The 20150-nt window shown below is 26.5% G+C and carries 13 protein-coding genes, 3 tRNA genes and 1 other RNA gene; 4 read left to right on the top strand and 13 right to left on the bottom strand.

Translation table 11 applies throughout. The features are described 5' to 3' along the window. Positions 1-176: 176 nt before the first annotated feature. The 8 genes from ERUM_RS01850 to ERUM_RS01880 form a co-directional block, all read right to left on the bottom strand. Positions 177-500, bottom strand: a complete 324-nt coding sequence (locus tag ERUM_RS01850; RefSeq protein ID WP_231837242.1) for a DUF2793 domain-containing protein — start codon at positions 498-500, stop codon at positions 177-179. 288 nt (positions 501-788) lie between these two features. Next, on the bottom strand, positions 789-1250 hold the full coding sequence (locus ERUM_RS01855) for a ClpXP protease specificity-enhancing factor SspB (RefSeq protein ID WP_011155023.1): 462 nt from the start codon (positions 1248-1250) through the stop codon (positions 789-791). Positions 1251-1276: 26 nt separating this feature from the next. Then, positions 1277-1607, bottom strand: a transfer-messenger RNA (tmRNA) gene (gene ssrA, locus ERUM_RS04870). Between the two features lie 73 nt (positions 1608-1680). Beyond that, positions 1681-1753: transfer RNA gene (locus tag ERUM_RS01860), tRNA-Asn, on the bottom strand. Between the two features lie 1323 nt (positions 1754-3076). Beyond that, complete coding sequence (locus tag ERUM_RS01865; RefSeq protein WP_011155024.1) at positions 3077-3448, bottom strand: holo-[acyl-carrier-protein] synthase; 372 nt, start codon at positions 3446-3448, stop codon at positions 3077-3079. A 1-nt stretch (position 3449) separates the two neighbouring features. Next, positions 3450-4730 carry a proline--tRNA ligase gene (gene proS, locus ERUM_RS01870; RefSeq protein ID WP_011155025.1) on the bottom strand — a complete coding sequence of 427 codons (1281 nt, stop codon included), beginning with the start codon at positions 4728-4730 and terminating at the stop codon, positions 3450-3452. Positions 4731-5317: 587 nt separating this feature from the next. Beyond that, positions 5318-6301 carry a type 1 glutamine amidotransferase family protein gene (locus ERUM_RS01875; protein ID WP_011155026.1) on the bottom strand — a complete coding sequence of 328 codons (984 nt, stop codon included), beginning with the start codon at positions 6299-6301 and terminating at the stop codon, positions 5318-5320. Positions 6302-6352: 51 nt separating this feature from the next. Continuing rightward, a tRNA-Phe gene (locus ERUM_RS01880) sits at positions 6353-6425 on the bottom strand. 151 nt (positions 6426-6576) lie between these two features. Between ERUM_RS01880 and coaD the strand changes: the two genes are divergently transcribed. Next, positions 6577-7083 (top strand): pantetheine-phosphate adenylyltransferase, encoded by a 507-nt coding sequence (coaD, locus tag ERUM_RS01885; RefSeq protein WP_011256059.1) that lies wholly within the window; start codon positions 6577-6579, stop codon positions 7081-7083. Between the two features lie 2016 nt (positions 7084-9099). On the opposite strand, the gene trxB is transcribed toward coaD, so the two are convergent. Together trxB and ERUM_RS01895 are read right to left on the bottom strand one after the other, a co-directional pair. Continuing rightward, positions 9100-10056, bottom strand: a complete 957-nt coding sequence (trxB, locus tag ERUM_RS01890; RefSeq protein ID WP_011155028.1) for a thioredoxin-disulfide reductase — start codon at positions 10054-10056, stop codon at positions 9100-9102. After that, positions 10057-10674: a peroxiredoxin gene (locus tag ERUM_RS01895; RefSeq protein WP_011155029.1), complete on the bottom strand. Its 618-nt coding sequence runs from the start codon at positions 10672-10674 to the stop codon at positions 10057-10059. It abuts the gene before it with no gap. 385 nt (positions 10675-11059) lie between these two features. Here ERUM_RS01895 and ERUM_RS01900 point away from each other — a divergent pair, with 385 nt between their 5' ends. Beyond that, positions 11060-12259 (top strand): pyridoxal phosphate-dependent aminotransferase, encoded by a 1200-nt coding sequence (locus ERUM_RS01900; RefSeq protein ID WP_011155030.1) that lies wholly within the window; start codon positions 11060-11062, stop codon positions 12257-12259. A 1609-nt stretch (positions 12260-13868) separates the two neighbouring features. Here ERUM_RS01900 and ERUM_RS01905 read toward each other — a convergent pair. From ERUM_RS01905 to ERUM_RS01915, 3 genes are all read right to left on the bottom strand, one after another. Then, positions 13869-15761 carry a peptidylprolyl isomerase gene (locus ERUM_RS01905; protein ID WP_011155031.1) on the bottom strand — a complete coding sequence of 631 codons (1893 nt, stop codon included), beginning with the start codon at positions 15759-15761 and terminating at the stop codon, positions 13869-13871. Positions 15762-16101: 340 nt separating this feature from the next. Continuing rightward, positions 16102-16683 (bottom strand): tRNA (adenosine(37)-N6)-threonylcarbamoyltransferase complex dimerization subunit type 1 TsaB, encoded by a 582-nt coding sequence (gene tsaB, locus ERUM_RS01910; RefSeq protein WP_011155032.1) that lies wholly within the window; start codon positions 16681-16683, stop codon positions 16102-16104. A gap of 841 nt (positions 16684-17524) precedes the next feature. Further along, a tRNA-Arg gene (locus ERUM_RS01915) sits at positions 17525-17598 on the bottom strand. Positions 17599-18932: 1334 nt separating this feature from the next. Between ERUM_RS01915 and truB the strand changes: the two genes are divergently transcribed. Together truB and rpsO are read left to right on the top strand one after the other, a co-directional pair. Next, positions 18933-19823: a tRNA pseudouridine(55) synthase TruB gene (gene truB / locus ERUM_RS01920; protein WP_011155033.1), complete on the top strand. Its 891-nt coding sequence runs from the start codon at positions 18933-18935 to the stop codon at positions 19821-19823. Between the two features lie 18 nt (positions 19824-19841). Beyond that, positions 19842-20123 carry a 30S ribosomal protein S15 gene (gene rpsO / locus ERUM_RS01925; RefSeq protein WP_011155034.1) on the top strand — a complete coding sequence of 94 codons (282 nt, stop codon included), beginning with the start codon at positions 19842-19844 and terminating at the stop codon, positions 20121-20123. The last annotated feature ends 27 nt before the right edge of the window (positions 20124-20150 follow it).

A 20150-nucleotide genomic window follows, 5' to 3' on the forward strand; every position in this document is an offset into this window, starting at 1 on the left:
GGTTATATCTAAAGTTGTCTATTAAACCTACAAAAATGTTTTTTATGTGCAGATTCTAGACCAATAGGAGATAATTTAAGTCATGAGTTTCACATATTAGCAAATTATTGAGAAAAGTACACTATATAAGGTTATCTATAGATGTTTTGATTAAAATTATGAGTATTTGATAAACGTTATTGTTTAGTATATGTATTATAAGTAGGAACCCATTCTGCATTATTGTATGTATATGATTGCTTTTTGCTTTTTAGCCATACAGTTAATCCTGTTTTTGGTTCTATAAAATACCATTGATTAATGTAATAGTATGTTAAATAGTCTTTCTTATTTTTCCATTCTGGTATTGTTGGTTCAGGTCCAATGATATACATATCTCCTGATAATATTTCTTTTACTGGGGTATTACATTGTAATTCTAGTACGCAGTTATTCATAAGCATGTCTATTTTTATTAATGCTTCGTTAACAGTAATTTCTTTATGTGCTTGATTGTGCATAACCAAATCAAATTTGAGATTTATAGATTGGGTCATAGTTTCTCCTTGGAAAAAATTATAGTAGGGGTATTTTTACTATTAATTATTGATTGTTGATTTTTTATAATATACTCAAGTATAATGCTAATTGAGTATTAGGTAGTACCTAATTAATAGAATATTATTAATGATACTTGTAGGTACGAATTAGATGTCCTTACCAAAATGCTAAGGACGAGAAAATCATTAAATAAGCTATATAACTTTAATATAATATAGTAGTTAGTTAAAACTGTGAAGCAGAAAAATTCACTTTTTAAGAAATGTATCTATAAAAATGATGTTGTCTTGAGAGTTGTTCTTATCCTCTTTAGGACAGTCTTCGCTGTTATTATCTTCTTCTTTTATTATGCTATTAATATACGGTTTTAAATCTAATGAGAAGCCTTGGTAAGCATCTACATATTTTGTGATAGAACAGTATGTTATAGTTACTGCTTCTTCTTTTCCATTAAAGCTGAGTACAACACTGATATGATTATCATGTATACAGAGATGCCGGAATTGATGTTGTAGCACTATTGTTATTTCATTTGGATAACTATTTTTTACATGATCTGGTAATATAACTCCTTTGTGTTGTGTTAAAAACGATATAACAACATGTATGCTATTACAATATTCTGGCTTAGCTATTACGGTTAAAGCATCTTTTATAACCTTGCACATAGCACTATGCATTAATTTTTGATAATTTACTATGTTACTCATAAATCAGTTTGTAATATAAATAAAAGTGAGGGGTTTTTCTGTTACCCGGAAAACCCCAAAAAACCGTGCTAATTTTAAAACTAAGCAGCTACTAAGTTAGCAGTGCTATTATTATCATTAGCAGAAACGAAATTATCGTTTGCACTTATAAGTTTTGATCACTTGAAACGGCTGTTTTCTCACCGAGCAAAAGCTATCCCCTTTACTATGCATGTCGAGCCTGTTTCATCCCCATAACAACAGTGGAGATGCCGAGCACTGCCCTCGGGTCCAATACATTTATTCTAAGATGCATTTATTGCCATAGTGCAAAAGCACAGCTGTATTTTATTACTATACTGCTTATAAGTCAATAAAATATATTATTATGAAAAGCACATACTGCAAATAACAAAGCTGTTAATATGCTAAAATTTACAAAGTTTTAACGCTCCCCGGGCTGGATTCGAACCAGCGACCGATTGGTTAACAGCCAATTGCTCTACCAACTGAGCTACCGAGGAAAAAAGCATATATAATATACACAGTGTGCCTTTGATATGCAATAAAAATCTGATAATAATTGTTTTATATATGTGAAGTACTTAGTAATAATAGATATTAGATTGCCTAATAGAGCGTTATTTATGTACAAAATAAGTGTTAATGCATTTAAGTGTTTGTCCTAGCAATTGCAGTATAAGAAATTTTTATGATAGTATTATATATGAATATGTGGTGGTTTCATTGTAGTATATAATATAAAATGAATATCAAGTAATAAAAACTAATTATATATTTTATAGTCAATATTTATATGCTAGTTATAGTATTTTTTAGGAATTATGAGAATTAGCTTTCTTGCATATATTAAATAAAAATTTAGGGACTAATGTTGATAATTTAAATTATATAGTACTGTAAAGAAAGCTATTTAGGTTTTCTTTAACAGATGTTCTATATTTATTAGAATCTATGTAGATATATAATTATATATCATTAGTGTGAATGTGGTTATATAACAGTGATTTATTTTTTAATATATGAGAAACTTAAGAGATATACAAATTTCTTTATGTAATTATATGATAAGTTGTATATATAGTGTATGACATACTATGCTAGTTATAGTATTTCTTTGTATGATTATAATATTTATTTAAATGAGATAGTTGTGTTTGTTATTATGCATATTAACAATTTACTTTAATATGTGAGACTTCATTCATATATATTTCTTCATATAACTAGGTTGTATAAGTTCCTCTATAGGATTTAAAAAATACATAACTTATAAGGTTGCTTATTTGTTAAGAGTATTTAATTTGCTTATCTATAGTAAATTTTTTTAGATTACTAAATGACATGTAGTTGTTTGATTATGTAATATAGTTTGAATTTATTTGTGTATGATTTTAGTGTAAGGTTACTTACTGTGAGTATATATCATCGTTAGAAAAACTTTAAGTTTAAAGAAAATATTTTGTTCATATATTAGATAAACTAATGAAAGTATGTAATTTTTTTAATATTCCATTATTAACATAGAGTTGTATAATATTTATGTTTAAGAATTGGAACTTTGATAAACTTGGATTATAAAATCTGGTATATAATGTAGTCATTTACTTATGGTATAGTATTATTTATATACATATTTGGTGTGTATGTTATTAGTCAAATTTTATTTATGTTGGAGATAAGTTTCTTGAATATATAGCGTTTAAGCATTTGTTGACTTTTCTTTAGTTTGTTATGTGGTATTAGTTAGATATACTCTTAGGTTATTGAGAAAATATTTTTTATGATTTAAATCAGTAGACTAACTACTACTATATGGGTCATTATTATGATTCTTTATGTAATATTATAAAGGCTATAGCATAATCTGTATCATCACTTAGAGATAATTCAGCTTTGTAATCTATATTGCTTTTCTTAACAGTTATTTGTGGTTTACCATATAAAGTATTATATGTTGTAATATCAGACATTTTTATAGATTTTCCAAAACCTGTTCCTAATGCTTTGACATATGCTTCTTTTGCAGCAAATCTTTTTGCAAAATGTCTTGCCTTACCTTCACAACTTGTATATTTATTACTATCCTTAATTTCTTCTTGTGAAAATACTTTTTTCAGAAACTTATTACCAAACTTTTTCCATAAGTTTAATATACGTGGGATATAAACTATGTCTATACCAATTCCTACTATCATCTTATGATTTTTTAAAATTATTAAGAAACTGTTCTGTAGACATTAATAATGACTTCTTACTAGATCTTTGCCTAACTTCTATGAGACCATGTTCTATTGTTGTTTTTCCAATAATAACTTGCCATGGCATACCTAATAAATCCATTCTTGCAAATTTAATACCTGTACTGTCTTCTGTGTCATCGTATAATACATCATTGCTGCCTAATTTTGCATATAAATTTTCTGAAATATTGTGACATTCTTTATTTGCTGAAAACACGTTTACTAAAGAAAATTTAAATGGTGCTATTTCTTCTGGCCAAATAATACCATTATTATCATGGGAAACCTCAATGATTGCACCTACTAATCTTGACACTCCTATACCATAGCATCCCATATGTAATAGCTGAGTTTCATTATTCTGGGAGAATACTGCGTTCATTGTTTTCGAGTATTTATCACCTAAATAAAATATATGACCGATTTCTATACCTTTACTTTTTTTTATGTTAGATGCTGGAATAGGGCAAGTTTCTGAATTGTGTAAATCATCTGCAGCAGTATAAGTATTCTTTATTTTTTCAATATCAATATTATCATTGTTAATTAAGTTAATTATATCTTGATCGTAATATAGTGTACTTTCTCCAGAATTTGCTAATATGTGAAACTCATGACTTAAATTACCTCCTATTGGTCCAGAATCTGCTTTAACAGCTATTGGGGTTAATCCTAATCTCCTAAAAATTTGTATGTAGACTTTAAACATTAAATTATAAGATTCAATTGCACTATTAAAATCTTTATCAAAGCTGTAAGCATCTTTCATTAAAAATTCTCTGCATCTCATAATTCCATATCGTGGACGTAACTCATCTCTGAATTTCCACTGTACTTGATATAAAATAAGTGGTAAGTTTTTATAGCTTGTTAATGTTGTTCTTAGTAGATCTGTTACAACTTCTTCATGAGTAGGTCCAAATACCATTTCTCGGTTGTTTCGATCTTTGATACGTAACATTTCAGATCCATAGTCATTGTATCTTCCAGATTCTTGCCATAGTGATGCTGGTTGGATTAGTGGCATTAATACTTCAAGAATTCCTGATTTATTCATTTCTTCTTTTATAACATTCTCTATATTTTTTAATACTTTTAATCCTAGAGGAAGCCATGCATATATACCAGATGCAACTTGTCGTATTAACCCTGAACGTAGAGAATACACATGTGATGTTACTGATACATCAGCTGGTGTTTCTTTTAATGTGGGTATATAATATTTTGATAAACGCATGAAATACTAACTTTGGTTAGATAAGTGTAGGAAAATATCATATATAGGTTTAATAGTCAATGTTAAGCTTTCTTATGATGTTTTAAGTCATGTTATATAAGTTTTATGATATAATCTTGAATGATTTTATATAGATTTTAATTTATATTAATATTTTTCACTAAAAGTGAGCATATTATATGTTAGCTCAACTTTACTAAGTAATGATCAGATATAAAGGTGTTTATTTGACTTATATATCATATAATTTTGTAAAAACTAAAAGTTTGTGGTGAATATACTTTTAACTATAAATTAAGAGTATCGATGTGTTGTAATTATAAAAGTAAATGACGTATTTTTTATACCTTAAAATTAGTAGCCTTAATAAATTGCTTTGATATAAGTTGAGTGAAAATAGTTTTTATAGTGTTTTAAGAATTCAATATGGCAAATGTTTAAAATAACTAATTACTGTATGTATTTTTGTCTATATATCCCTAACTGATTATTTTGTTTTGAAAATATAATACTACTATTGCCAAATAGTACTGTAAATAATCTAAGAGTAGCAATAATTAGCTCAAAGTTAGCAACCTATATGATATTTATTTCCGATAAAGAAAGTCATTTATAATTGCAAGTGCAGATAAAGTTGCTTCGTGCTTTTTTGTATTTTTATTAACACTATCTTGCTGATCATATTCTTCTTCTTTGAAAAGCTTAACAGCATTAATTGCTAATGCTTCTGGATGATCTTGAAATAAAATATTGCCATTTTTGTCTTCAATTACTTCAATAATACCATCATCAGAAAACCCAACTATCTTATACCCTAAAGATTCAATTTTTTTAATATTTTCAATACTATTATTTACTACACCTCCATGTGCATCAGGAAAGTATATTGAAATCCAACCATTGTCATCTGGTCTTATGTATTTTGAAACAATGCTTGATAACCTGCTACCAGGTGCAACTCGTAGTCTATGGAGACCTACATCCTTTTTGTGAGGATCAGGCATTGATATAGAGTGTGCTGCTATTGCTTCCTTGGATTTTACAATCTTTTTTACTCTTATAACTTCTACTCCTACAGCATGCATTATACCCTGTAAACCACCACATACTCCTATTAGATGAATTTTTGGATTATCTGCAACTATTTTTACTATTGCATTAGTGATAAGCTGTCTGTTTGGTGTTGGTGGGTAAGGTTCAGTATCTACGTTATAATAATTCCCTGGAATAAATATTCTATTGATTTTGTTTTGTTCTATAAACGAGAGAACAGCTTGTTGGATCTTATCTGATTCTATTTTTTCAAGAAGTGAAATATCATTCTTAGCCTCTTCTAAGGATTGGCTTTTTATTGCCTTGAAATCCACTATTGTATTGTAGTCAAGTAGTATAACTGTTGCTCCTAATTTTTTTAGCATCTCAGCTATATTATCTGAAAATGTCCATTCATTAGGATATGTTTCTTCAGCTGTACGAACAAAACCTACAACTATTTCGTCAGATAAAGCAGCCCGCACTGTAGTTACTGATATAAATATCAAAAAGAACAAAAGTAGTGTAAAATAACGCATCTGACACTCCAAAAATCAAATAAGTGTTTATGTAGGGAATGTATTACAAAGTGGCTTGAGTTGGAATCGAACCAACGGCACAAGGATTTTCAGTCCTTTGCTCTACCGACTGAGCTATCAAGCCAGATATACTATAAGTAAACACCGTACTACAAGAATTTTTTATTTTTTATAATAATGCTAAGAACTTATATACTATAAATACGAATCATTCAAGAAAAATATAATGTTAAATTAATTAGTATATTGTAATATAATATTATTTTATAAAATTAGTGATTCAAGTGAAAATAGGGATATATCCTGGTACTTTTGATCCTATTACCTTTGGTCATATTGATATTATTAAAAGGGCTTATAATCTAGTCGATAAGTTAATAATAGGTGTTGCTAGAAGTTGTTCAAAAAAGACAATTTTTTCTGCTGAGATTCGTGCAGAGTTAATTGAGCATGAGATGAAATTACTTAATATGATGGTTGATACTGTAATTTTTGATGGGTTATTGGTATATTTTGCACAGAAGAATAATGCGTCTGTTATTATTAGAGGATTAAGGGCGATCTCTGATTTTGATTACGAATTTCAGATGAGTTGGGTGAATTATAAACTTAATCAAAACATTGAAACAATTTTTTTACCAGCTGCGGAAGATACTCAATTTATTTCATCGAGTTTTGTCAAAGAAATAGCACGTCTTAAAGGTGATATTAGTGTTTTTGTCTCTGAAAATGTTGGGCAGTATTTGAAAGACTTTTACTGTACTAGTAAAGAGAACATTTAAGGTAGTTGCGTGGTATGATAGAATTAAGTATGAAAAATATTTTAAGTTTATTTACTATAAGCAATAGTGTAGAAATTTTATACCTAATAATATATACTAACACACTTAATATATTTTAATTAATATGTCTATTTTTATATTTTGCTTAATAAATAATTACCATTGTTAATATAATAGAGTCATTGATTTTGTATATTTATATTTTCTATATTGACTATAATATAGCTTATATAGTAACTGTTTTTAGTTATTAAGGTTAAATTTTTATTGGTGAATGGAAAAATTACTATGAGCAATAGTTTTTTTATGATAGTAGAGTAATAAGAAAATATTATTAATTAAAATAGTACAGCATGTTCTCTGTATATTTATGTGTCATCATTGTATAGCAATTATATTTGTAAAGTTAGTGTGTAGATTATCATATTTTTACTGTTATTAAGGATGTTGTAATGTTTCCTATTATTTCATACGTTATAGCAAATTTCCTATATCTAAGAATAACGTGTTATATAGGTTCTAAAATAATTGAAAAATGTCATATGCTTACCTATTAAGCATTGAAACTAAAAAGTAGTAAAGTAAGTTTTGTATAGAATAGCTATTGTAATATTAAGTAAATGTGAGAGTTGGTAATAGATATAAATTATATACTATAAGTAGGGATCATTCATGTGATTTTGATGTGTAATATAGTACTGCATTTTGTTACTTATGTTAATTTTATACTGTAATATGTATTTTAAGTTATGAAATGTTATTTATTATATAGTAATATATGGTGTTAAGAAATAATGTAAAGTTTATCTCATGTATATAGCCTATAGTTCTATTTCTAGCTTACTCAAATAAGTCAATTTTTTTATTTTGTATACAATGTATGGTGTGAATTGTATAATAATATAATAGATGTGAGAATTTTTGATAATATTATTTAAATATTGCAAAAGTATATACTGATATACAAGTTTATTATGTGTGTCTTAGTAATAAATTTATATAATGTAATATACTGATTTAACATATTGCAAAGAAATGTGTTTTCCTTATTGAAACAATTGTATTTATCTAATTGGGTGTGTTTATAGAAAATAGCATATAAAGTTAATCTTTTCTATTCTTGAAATATATATTGTTATTATGCAAAGTGTGAGAGTTTTGTATTATACATTAATTATGAGAAAAGAATTATTCTTAAAGCAAGAAGTTTTGTTATTTTACTTAATTGTGTACTTGAAAAATATTGAGATGGAATAATATTATAAATATAGCATTGTCTTTTCTTAGAATATCATTATGATTATAGTACAGTGTTTATAGCTTAGTATTAGTTAATCTTTCTATACATAATCACATAGGAGCTTTTACTTTTTTATATAACTTAAAATGTAGTATTCTAAGATTATATACTGTTTATATACAATAACATTGTTATCAATAATATTTACCTAAATTGTGATCATAAAAGAAATTTGTAGTTATTTAAATAGAAAATATTTCTTTTATATGGATGATGCAAAGTAATTTGTAAGTACGATTTTTTCTATTGTGGAGTATGTTATTATTGTATAAAATTTCATAATTAATCTTGAATTTTAAAGGAAAAAATGTTTTTGTTTAAATGCATTGAGTAGTTGTAACAGATTAAAATCCTAATTTTAGGAGTTTATGTTTTCTAAGATAATAAATATGTTGAATAATGTAATTGTAGAATATACTAGCGTGTTAGCTCTATGATAAATTACTAAGAATGTGTATTAATAAACACATATAACATGTTATTTTAGAAATATATTATCAAATTGATGATGTTTATTTTATTACTTTTTCTACATAGTAACATCAAAAAGTCTATTATATTTTTAGTATAAAGGTGATTAAGAATAAACTTCAAATGATTGTGAAGTTTGTTGAATATTGTATCAGAGATGTTTTGTAATATCTATGTGCCATTAGTATAAAAACGCGTAACACATTGTGATAATAATACATCTAGTTAGGAATGTTATAACTACTTTAGTTGTCAGAAAGAAACTTTGCAGCTTCTATTGCTGCCATACACCCTGAACCTGCTGCAACAACAGCCTGCCTATATATTTTATCTTGTACATCACCTGCAGCAAAAATTCCTGGACAACTAGTTACTGTGCTATTTGGATTAGTAATAATATATCCTTCATCATCTAGACTTACTATATTTGTATTATCTGGTTTCTTTAGAATCTTAGTATTTGGAGCATGTCCTATAGCAATAAACACTCCTTTTACTGGAAGAGTAGTAGTATTTCCAGTGTTTGTAGATTCTAATATTACTTTTTCAACAGTGCCATTTTCTTTATTACCTAGTATTTCTTTAACACTACTGTTCCATATAACTTGTATTTTGTCATTACTGAATAACCTTTTTTGTAGTATGGGTTCAGCACGTAATTTATCACGTCTGTGTATTAAGAATACTTTTGTTGCATGTCTGGTTAAATATAGTGCTTCTTCTACAGCAGTATTACCTCCTCCTACTACAGCAACATCACTTCCGCTAAAAAAAACTCCATCACATGTAGCACATGCTGAAACTCCCTTACCTTTAAAAGCTTCTTCGCTTTCTATATTTAGCCACTTTGCTTGAGCTCCTGTAGCAATAATTATACTATTTGCAATGTAATGATCATCAAATATTCCTATACATTCAAATGGATACATGTCTGTACGTATTTCTTTAATTTCATCAGAGATAATTTTAGCTCCAGAGTTATAAGCTTGTTGTTGCATTTGTTCCATAAGATTTGGACCTTGTACTGCATGTGCAAATCCTGGAAAATTTTCTACATCTGTAGTAATTGTGAGTTGACCTCCAGGGCACATTCCCGTAATTAATATGGGTTGTAAATTTGCACGCGCAGCATATATAGCAGCAGTACATCCTGCTGCTCCAGATCCTAAAATTAAAACTTGAGTTTTATATATTTGTGTCATTTATTTGTCCATAATACTTTTTTCAAGATTATCTATATGTGATTTTAAATAGTCCTCGATGCCATGTTGAGAAGCTTCCATTGCTGGATCTCCCTTTATCCACCCAGCAGGACATACTTCTCCATGTATTTGGTGATGTTTTATTGCATCTATAATTCTTAACAATTCGTCTACATTTCTTCCAATAGGTAAATCATTAATTGATTGATGTCTTACAATAAAGTGGTCATCTATAATAAATGTTGCTCTTAGTGCAATGCTGTTATTGTATAACACTCCGTAATTATTAGATATTGAATGTGAGTCATCTGCGATCAATGGAAAGCTAATTTTATCAATTCCACCTTTATTTACACTAATGTTACGCCAATGACTATGACAAAACTCTGAATCTGTACTGATTCCTATAATTTCAGTATTTTTCTCTATAAATTGTGGTATTCTGTTATGTAAGGATATGATTTCTGTAGGGCATACAAAAGTAAAGTCTCGTGGGTAAAAAACTAAGATAGCATACTTGCCACTAATGTATTGCTTTAAATTGAATTCGCAAATTTTATCATCTGGCATTACAGCTTTTGCTGTGAAATCAATAGCTTGTTTTGTGATGAGATTCATAGAATTACCTAGTTAGTTAAAATGAGCAATGATCATAAAATACTAAATACTACAATTAAATAGTTTTGTAATTATATTTTATTATATTTTTACAATTAAGATTATACTATTACTAGCTTTATTTATGTAAAATGTCATATCATAATGTGTTACCATTAGCTTATTTATATTGTATATATTGTAAAATGAAGCAATTTTTGTTATAGATAATAGCTGTCTATGATTGTTCAATGCATAGTTATGATATGAAATATTATAACATTGTAATAACAGAATTCAGTGTTCATTTAAATGAGTTGTTATTTGTGATAGAAATAATAATATTGAATATTACTTGAAGTCTATGATAGAATACACCTATTGTTAAAAAATTACTCAGATAATTATGTCATTTCTGTCTAAAAGAATGGAGTGTATTAAGCCTTCACCTACTCTTGAAATTGCGAGTCAGGCTCAAAAATTAAAAATGTTAGGAAGAGATATTATTTCATTAAGTGCTGGGGAGCCGGATTTTGATACACCAGAACATATAAAACAAGCAGCTATTAACGCTCTTAATTTAGGTAAAACTAAATATACGGCAGTTGATGGAATTATTGAATTAAAGAAAGCGATTATTAGTCGGTTAAAGCAAGATCATAATCTTATATATGATGTTAGTCAAATTTCTGTTGGAAATGGAGCTAAACAGTGCATTTATAATTTATTTATGTCTACACTAAATGATGGTGATGAAGTAATAATACCTGCTCCATATTGGGTATCTTATCCTGATATTGTCAAGATAGCTGGTGGAAATCCTGTAATTATTGATTGTAGTAGTACATCTAAATTAAGTGCTGAATTGCTCGAAAATGCAATTACTGATAAAACTAAATGGTTAATTCTGAATTCTCCTAATAATCCTAGTGGATTGGTGTATACATATGATGAACTAAAAGATATTGCACAAGTTTTACTAAAATATAGCAATGTTCATATAATGACTGATGATATATATTCAAAAATAGTATATGATGACCTTAAGTTTTTTACGATTGCACAAGTAGAAGAGGATTTATATAGTAGAGTGTTTTTAGTAAATGGAGTGTCAAAAGCTTATGCTATGACTGGATGGAGGATTGGATATATTGCTGGTGCATCAGAAGTTATAAAGGCTATTTCTGTTATACAATCTCAAAGTACTACAAATCCTAATAGTATAGCGCAATTTGCCGCGGTGGAAGCATTGACTGGGGACCAAAAGTTCTTGGAAGAAAGAAATAAGGTATTTATAGAGAGGCGTGATATTATGCTAGATATGATCAATAATACGCCACTATTATCTGCTGAAAAGCCTCAAGGAGCATTTTATGTATTTATTTCTTGTAAAGAACTCATAGGTAGAACTACAAAAAGTGGTTTCTGTATAACAAGTGCTATGGATTTTACTAAGTATTTATTAGAAGATTATAATATTGCTGTGGTGCCAGGTGAGGCATTTGGAGTACAAGGATTTTTTAGAGTATCATATGCTACTTCGACTCAATGTGTGTCGGAAGCCTGTGATCGTATTTTAACAGCATGTAATGAGTTGATATATTAAATAATATATATGTATGTGCAAATGTATTTTTAATATTAAAGATGTTGAAACTTCTGTAGTTTAGTTAAGTGGGGTTGTTATATATTTAGCTTGCAATGTTTTAATATGTGGCTCTACAAACCTGGAATTTTTTTAGTTTTTATTATTTATAAATTATTTAATAATATCTTAATAAGGTATAGTACTACTATATGCAATACGTCCATGTAGAAATATATTTTTTATAGTGAAACTTCTATGTATTTAATAAGATAGAGTTATCTTCTGTTATGTATTGGGTTTAAAATGTTTAATCTATGTCTACATGTAAATTGTAACAATATTTAAATAAGTGACAGCATTTTATAGTATGTAATAAATTGTCAAGTATATAAATTTGTAGCATTTTTATGTGGAAGTTTTTGTAGTGAGTACCATATTTTCTATTAATTAAGTTAAAATATTTTAACTTATGCCTGATAAAAGTTGTGATTTTTTGGTTTAGTATATGTATTCTTGTATGATTTGATCATATAAGAATTTTTATATAATGATGTTTGCTTGAAATATTTGGTAATAATCTGAGCTTTATGATATTACATATAATGTGTATTATAAATCATTGTGTATAGTAATATTTTAAGATTAATTATTAATATGATATTAATAACTAAAAAACGCCATTTTTATTTATAACATAGCAAAATTAAAAGTTAAATGCATTATAGATTAAGTATAACTAAAATTTGTGTATCTATGATTAAATGTTTTATTCTCTAAATATTGAATCTGAAGCATTTTTTAAATATGTGTATGAAACTTGTTATTTTATTATCATGAGATAGTAATCGATTATCAAAATAGTAACTTATGAATAAAAGATAAAAGTATGTTGTTATAGTAAGATGTTTTTAGTTAATAGAATTTAAATCAGTATAGGTGATAAAAATAATTGTATATAATTATTAAAACTGTTCCTTTTATATATGCTATATAGCATATTCTGATGGCTTATTTAACATTATATCATTATATGTTTTATTATAGAAAAAGTGCTAATCTTATTATGATTTAGTACTTATTTTATTATAGATAAATACTTTGTACATGATTGATGTTTTTACATATTGCTGGTTAATTATGCAGCAGATAAAAATGTTTCTAAATGAGAGTAAATCTTGGTGTATTAGTTATATTCTAATCAAATAGGAAGATTATTCAAAAGCTAGAGTATAAATTGAATTGCAATAAGTATTTTTTATATTTGTTATAAAAATAGAGATTGTTACTTTGTATAGATGTTGTGTTATATTGTATAGATTTGCATTTATCATAAAATTGCAAGATATACAGGAACTTAGATGTTATAATATATTAACTAATATTCATATTTAAAGATTATAAAGTTTGATATGGATTTGTATTTATTGTGAAATAAAAATAACATTAAAACTGGTATTATGTACTTAAAAATATGCTAAAGTTGCTTTTTTTATTAGTGATTAATTCCAATTATAATAATGAGAACTATTAATTAGTAAAAATGCATTATATAATAAACTAATATTTATGAGTTAGATTTTCACATTATTATCATGATGTAATCATATTATTTGTGAGTTATAAAAAACTATTCTATATTCTCAATAAGCTTTCTATTGATTTTTACTGAGTATTTATTAGTTAAGTATGTTATAAGCTGATTTTTTAAAGATTCTGTATTATTATTACTTAACTTTTCTTGTGTAGCTTTTAAGTCTACAGTGCTTACTTGTTCTGGATTTTTTATATCTTTAACTACGGCTATGAGCATTTTTTGTTCAGAAGGATTTTGCTCATCATAATAGTTTTTACTAATTTCTCCTTTTTTTAAGTTAAAGATTTCATTAACTAGATTACTAGGATAGTTCTGACCTGGATTATCTATGGAAGCTACACTATTTCTATATACTACCTGATTAGGCTTTAGTAATACACCATCAATATTTTGTATATCTATACCTGATTTGAGTTTTATTAGTATTTCTTGTGTAAGTTTAGATAGCTTTCTGCTCTTGAAATTATTTTGCCATTCATCTACTAACTCTTGCTTACTTTCATCAAAAGTTTTTTCTCTTGCTTGATCAATTTTTATGACTCTTACACTAAAAAAGTAATCTTCATTGTCAATAAAGTTAGATGTTTGATTTAACTGTGATGAAAAGCCAGTAAGTATTATTGAATTAGGGTTTGCTTCTGAAATACTTACTTTTTTACCTGATAAATTATATCCTGATATGTCTGTTGTGATAGTTTTTATTGGTAAGTTGTATAATTTTGCTATTTCTTTAATGGAAGTGCCATGATTAATTTTGTCATTTATGATTTCAATTTCTGCGAGTAATAAATCAGTAGCCTTTTTCTTCTTGATACTTTGGCTTATTTTTTTGTTTAATTCTTGTAAATCATGTTCTGATATTTTATGAACACTTGTCACTTTTATTATATGCCAGCCAAACATACTATGTAGTATAGGGCTTATCTCACCTTCTTTTAAAGAAAAAACCTGATTTCTTATATCGTCAGGAAGAGTATTTTTTGTAATGTTTTTTAATGTAATTTTATCTAAAGTACTGTGTGCAAGGTCTGTTACTATACTGTCAAAAGTTTTACCATTGTTGAGTTCACTTAATGCATTTTCAGCATCAGATTTAGCACTAAATACTAAATTTAATATATCTATTTGATCATCTAGCCCTTCAGCTTTTATTTCACTATCTATTTCTTCTTGTGAGACTGTTGCTTTAGTTATAAAGTTTTCATAGTTAATAGTAACATACTCTATATCACGACTTTCTGGGAAAACCAGACTATTGTTTTTCTTTTTTTCTTCATATAAACTTTTAAGTTCTTCCATGTTAGGAATGGAAATATCGTTTATTACAGGTGATATTTCAATGATATCGACGGTACGAGATTGATGAAGATTCTGTAAGATTTTTTTTGTTAAATCTGGATAATATTGTAAGTAATTATTTTGTGGTCCACCAAATAAACAGTTCATCATTATGGAAATAGGAAAAGCTGATTCTAATTTACTGATATATAGTCTTTCTGTTAATCCTGCATTTGATAACCCAGCGTTGAACTTCTTTTTATCAAAGTTTCCATTCTCATCTTGGAAATATTTTATACTTTTTATAAAATTTATTACACTTTCTTCACCAACTTTAAGGTTCAATGAATTAGCAAATTTTGTAAGTACTTTATTTTCAATAAGCCTGTTTAATACGGAAAATTTCACATTAAACTGCACAATTTGTTCGGGTGTTAAAGGACGATTTAGGAGTTGTTGTATATATCTTAATTCATCATGATAAGCAGTTGTAAAGTCTTCTATTGATAATTTTTCTTGCCCAATTTTTGCTACATATTGCTTATTACTAAAATGATTAGAAAATAATGGCACTCCTACTGATACAGAAATTAGAGAACATATTAATACTATAAGAAGTAACTTTGCAAAAAAAGCCTTAGATTTCATGATATATGTACATGTAAGTATAAAACATGCTTAATATACCAAACAAAAACGCTCATGCAAATCTTTTCATTATAGCTATATACAATATTTTACTTTAACAATATTTTTTTAATAGAATATGAATTTTTTTAAATATTTATAATATTAGATTGAAAGTGTTTATGAAATAGCAAGTTGTTCAATGTGGATTATAGTGTAGAGTCATTTTTTATATTAGTTAATAACTTACATTGTAATTAAGTATGTCATATATAACTCATGAAGTATATAATTATATATAGAAAGTGATATATCTATAACTAAGGGAGGAAATACATACGATTTATATTACAATGCTTAATTATATTGTATTAAAATATATGGGTGTAGGGTTTAATATTGGCAGATTATTCTCTAACTTGTATTTATAAAGAAGAGCTGCAGTTTTTGCATTTAAATTATCTGATGTTATGGGTATTATATTAGGTAAATAGGTAGAGTAATTATTTTTATCGAAAATTTGTATTTTAGTTAATGCAACTAATTTATGATTAAATTTTTGAGAATATATATGTTTTTGGGAAACTTCAATTACTGATAATATTTCCTTGTCTTTAATTTTTCCTGAATTTAATGTTAAGTATGCTTGTATTTCTAAAGTACTTATACCATGCAGAGTTACTTTTGATGCTAGGTGTATTCCTTGTGCAGCAGATATCCCAACTCTTACTCCAGTGAAGCTGCCAGGTCCTACTACTACTGCAAGATTTGTTATTGTATCATATGACTGGTGAGATTGCTCTAGTAGTGAGTGAATTATTCTAAATAAAGATTCAGAATGTTGGTTATGTGAAGTATTTTCTTCATAATAGATGGTGTTCTTTTTATTAAGAATAGCAACTGAACATATAGGACCTGATGTATTAATTGTCATGATAGACATAATTTTTGTTATTTTGTTTAATTTTTCATAGTACCACAGATAAATATGTAAGGAAATAATAGTACTGATAATTTTATTTCTTAAAGGAATAAATTATTATTTAAATTTTGTCTAAGTTTTAATATGTCCTATTTAATATCTTATCAGTGGTTATATTGATTGAGGTATATTTACTGATGATATTTTAAAAAGATTTGAGATAATGAATGGATTTATGCTACTTTTTAAAGTTTTACTATAATAAATAGTATATTGATTATATATTGTTTATCTTATAATGATTTTACTATAAATTTATATTTGAACAATTTGAAAATGCATTTTTGGTTTAAGTATTACATATTCATTATATAGATATTTATGTATAACCTACAGTTTAGGTTTCTATCTGTACCTGTATTTTTATTGTGATATGTCAATGGGAAAACATGAGACTTATTTTGTAATTAATTAATAAGTTTAGCATGATATGTTAAGTAAACATTGTTTACTTAATTGATATATTTGCAATACTTACTTATTTAACTCGGTATAGTATGTCAGTATCAATATATAACTCATTATATGTTGATATCTAATGAAGAGTGAATTGATCATTAGTTTTTATCTTATGACTATTGGATGTTATATATTTTAAATTACTCGTAAAAAGTTTCATCTCATGTGCTTTATAGTACTTGTTATTTAGATTGAAGTATATGAATGTCAAAATATGTTTATTATTGTAACAAGTAGTGAGTGTATTTCTAGGTTATGATATTCAGTGAGTTCATATAATAGGTATTATTAATTAATATTATAAATGCATTAACTGAATAAGATGTGTTGAAGTACAAAAAAGTGCACCCTGAGCGATTCGAACGCCCGACCTTTTGATCCGTAGTCAAAAACTCTATCCAGCTGAGCTAAGGGTGCAAATGCTATAGCTTATAACTCAATTTTGTATACGTAAATGAATTTTAAGATATAAAAATATAACTACAGTAATATAGTGATATTTTTTGATTGAATCAATCTGAAACTTTTAATTTAATTGTTTTGATATTTGTAGTAATTATAAATGCTTAGGTTAATTTAATAGTTTGGATTATTTCTTAAAAAGAAATTTGTAATGTTAATATAAGTATATATTATTTTATTAGTCATAGTACAGAGAATATAGGAAGTTATGTAATTAGAATAACTTATCTATTTTTATTGTCATTTGTTATATTATGTTAATTATATAAAAAAATGATATTACTGATAATTTTTTTATACTGGACAGTATAGTCTTGTTAAAATTATATTATGAAAAGTATATAGTTATGATATTCTAATGACTATGTTGTATAGATGTGTATATGTAATATATTTGTTAGTAGTTATTTTAGTGGATAGGGATTTTATAAATTAATGAAATTTTTTGTATGTGTGTAAAATAATGTTTTACACTATTTAAGAGGTATTTTGTATTTATTGAATCTAATATTCTACTCTTTCATGATGATAAATAAAATTATTTGTAATATTTAGGTAATGATACTCTTAATATGAGTTTATGCTTAAGAATGAAAGAAATATTATTTTTTTTAATATCACATACATATGTTACTAGATAAGCTTTAGTTGATAAGATGTTGGTATTGATTTACTATGTATCTTCTTAATTATCATACTTTAATTATATTATGACAGGTAGTTTTTAAGGTTATAAGGAAGTTTGATATATTATGTAAGTTAATATCAATTGATAGTATGTGATAGTAATAAATTTTTAGATTATATTTACTTATTTAAGTGTGTATATGAATTTAAATTAATGTATATAGTGATAAAATACAGTATTCTAAAATTTACATGATATTGAAAATTTCAGTAATATATCAGTAGTATAAGTAAATCATCTAATGTAATTTAGATATTTTGTGTACCTTGTAAATTTATTTATAAATATATAAGATTGTGAGTGAGAATATTGTGAAAGTATTTTTAAGTAGGTTACGTTAATATTTTACTTATGAAGTTATTATTTATTGAACAATTGATAATATACTAGAACTTATATAGTTAATAAAGCCTCATATTAGAATTTTAATTTATTACTTTGATATTCATGTAATATATTAGATATTTAATGAGCAAATATTTTTGTGATATTCTTTAAATTATTCTATTGAGTATTTAACTTAGATCTTGATTAGTATAATCAACATTGTTAATATTTTCTAGTTTTAGAGAATCTATTTAATTATTTAGAAGATAGTATTATGTATGGTTGGATAAATATAGATAAACCATGCGGTATAAGTTCAGCTTCTGTTGTGAGTCGTGTTAAGAAGATTTTGAATGTTAAAAAAGTTGGTTATGCAGGTACATTAGATCCTTTAGCGTCTGGAATATTACCTATTGCTATTGGTGAAGCTACAAAGCTTATGCCATATGCTGTTGATGTGCAGAAATCTTACATATTTACTGTGCAGTGGGGTGAACAAAGGACTACTGATGATGCAAGTGGAGAAATTATAAAAAAAAGTAATATAGTTCCACACTTTGAAGAGATAAATAAAATTATTCCAAATTTTATTGGGATGATAGAGCAGGTGCCACCTAATTTTTCTGCAATACATGTAGATGGAGTTAGGGCATTTAAATTAGCTAGAAATGGTCAGGAATTTGAATTAAGTTCAAGATATGTTAATGTAGTACGTTTAAAACTATTATCATTTAGCCGAGAAAATAATACTGCAGATTTTTACTTGCTATGTAAGAAAGGTGTATATGTTCGTTCTATAGCAAGAGATCTTGGAATACGTTTAGGTTGTTTTGGATATGTAGCAAAATTGCGTAGAGTACGGGTAGGTTATTTTAAACAAAAAAATGCTATTACATTAGACAAGTTAAAGATATTACATAATAATGGTGATACTCATAAATATTTACTACCATTATGGTATGTATTACAGGATATCAAGCATCTTGATGATGTATTCTGTAGTGTTGAAATATCAAAAATCAAAAATGGCCAAAATATTCAGTTAAATAACTTGTATATGGTTAAGAATTGTGATATGTGTTATGTCAGCACACATAGTGTGCCAGTGGCAATTTGTAGTATAGCTAATAATGTTATAAAGCCAGTACGTGTTTTTAATGTTTAGAAATTTGGTATTTTAATTATGTCAGTTACACCCGAGAGAAAATCTGAATTAATAAGTGAGTATTGCCTTAAGAAGGGTGATACTGGATCTTCTTTTGTACAATGTGCAATTTTATCTGAAAGAATACGTAATTTAACTGAACATCTAAAGATTCATAAAAAGGATTTTCACTGTAGACGTGGTTTAATGGTATTGGTTTGCAGGAGACGTAATGAATTACAATACATTAGAAGAAAATATGGTAATGATAGATATCTAGCTTTAGTTAAACAACTAGGTATCAGAGACGTTTTTCACTGATTGATTTATAAGGTAAAGTAGGAAGTA

The sequence above is a fragment of the Ehrlichia ruminantium str. Welgevonden genome, from assembly GCF_000026005.1.
GTDB lineage: Bacteria > Pseudomonadota > Alphaproteobacteria > Rickettsiales > Anaplasmataceae > Ehrlichia > Ehrlichia ruminantium.

What these genes read in the sequence shown, in the direction of transcription:
- ERUM_RS01850 (WP_231837242.1), bottom strand. Translation starts at nt 500, where the DNA reads ATGCACAATCAAGCACATAAAGAAATTACTGTTAACGAAGCATTAATA.
- ERUM_RS01855 (WP_011155023.1), bottom strand. Translation starts at nt 1,250, where the DNA reads ATGAGTAACATAGTAAATTATCAAAAATTAATGCATAGTGCTATGTGC.
- ERUM_RS01865 (WP_011155024.1), bottom strand. Translation starts at nt 3,448, where the DNA reads ATGATAGTAGGAATTGGTATAGACATAGTTTATATCCCACGTATATTA.
- proS (WP_011155025.1), bottom strand. Translation starts at nt 4,730, where the DNA reads ATGCGTTTATCAAAATATTATATACCCACATTAAAAGAAACACCAGCT.
- ERUM_RS01875 (WP_011155026.1), bottom strand. Translation starts at nt 6,301, where the DNA reads ATGCGTTATTTTACACTACTTTTGTTCTTTTTGATATTTATATCAGTA.
- trxB (WP_011155028.1), bottom strand. Translation starts at nt 10,056, where the DNA reads ATGACACAAATATATAAAACTCAAGTTTTAATTTTAGGATCTGGAGCA.
- ERUM_RS01895 (WP_011155029.1), bottom strand. Translation starts at nt 10,674, where the DNA reads ATGAATCTCATCACAAAACAAGCTATTGATTTCACAGCAAAAGCTGTA.
- ERUM_RS01900 (WP_011155030.1), top strand. Translation starts at nt 11,060, where the DNA reads ATGTCATTTCTGTCTAAAAGAATGGAGTGTATTAAGCCTTCACCTACT.
- ERUM_RS01905 (WP_011155031.1), bottom strand. Translation starts at nt 15,761, where the DNA reads ATGAAATCTAAGGCTTTTTTTGCAAAGTTACTTCTTATAGTATTAATA.
- tsaB (WP_011155032.1), bottom strand. Translation starts at nt 16,683, where the DNA reads ATGTCTATCATGACAATTAATACATCAGGTCCTATATGTTCAGTTGCT.
- truB (WP_011155033.1), top strand. Translation starts at nt 18,933, where the DNA reads ATGTATGGTTGGATAAATATAGATAAACCATGCGGTATAAGTTCAGCT.
- rpsO (WP_011155034.1), top strand. Translation starts at nt 19,842, where the DNA reads ATGTCAGTTACACCCGAGAGAAAATCTGAATTAATAAGTGAGTATTGC.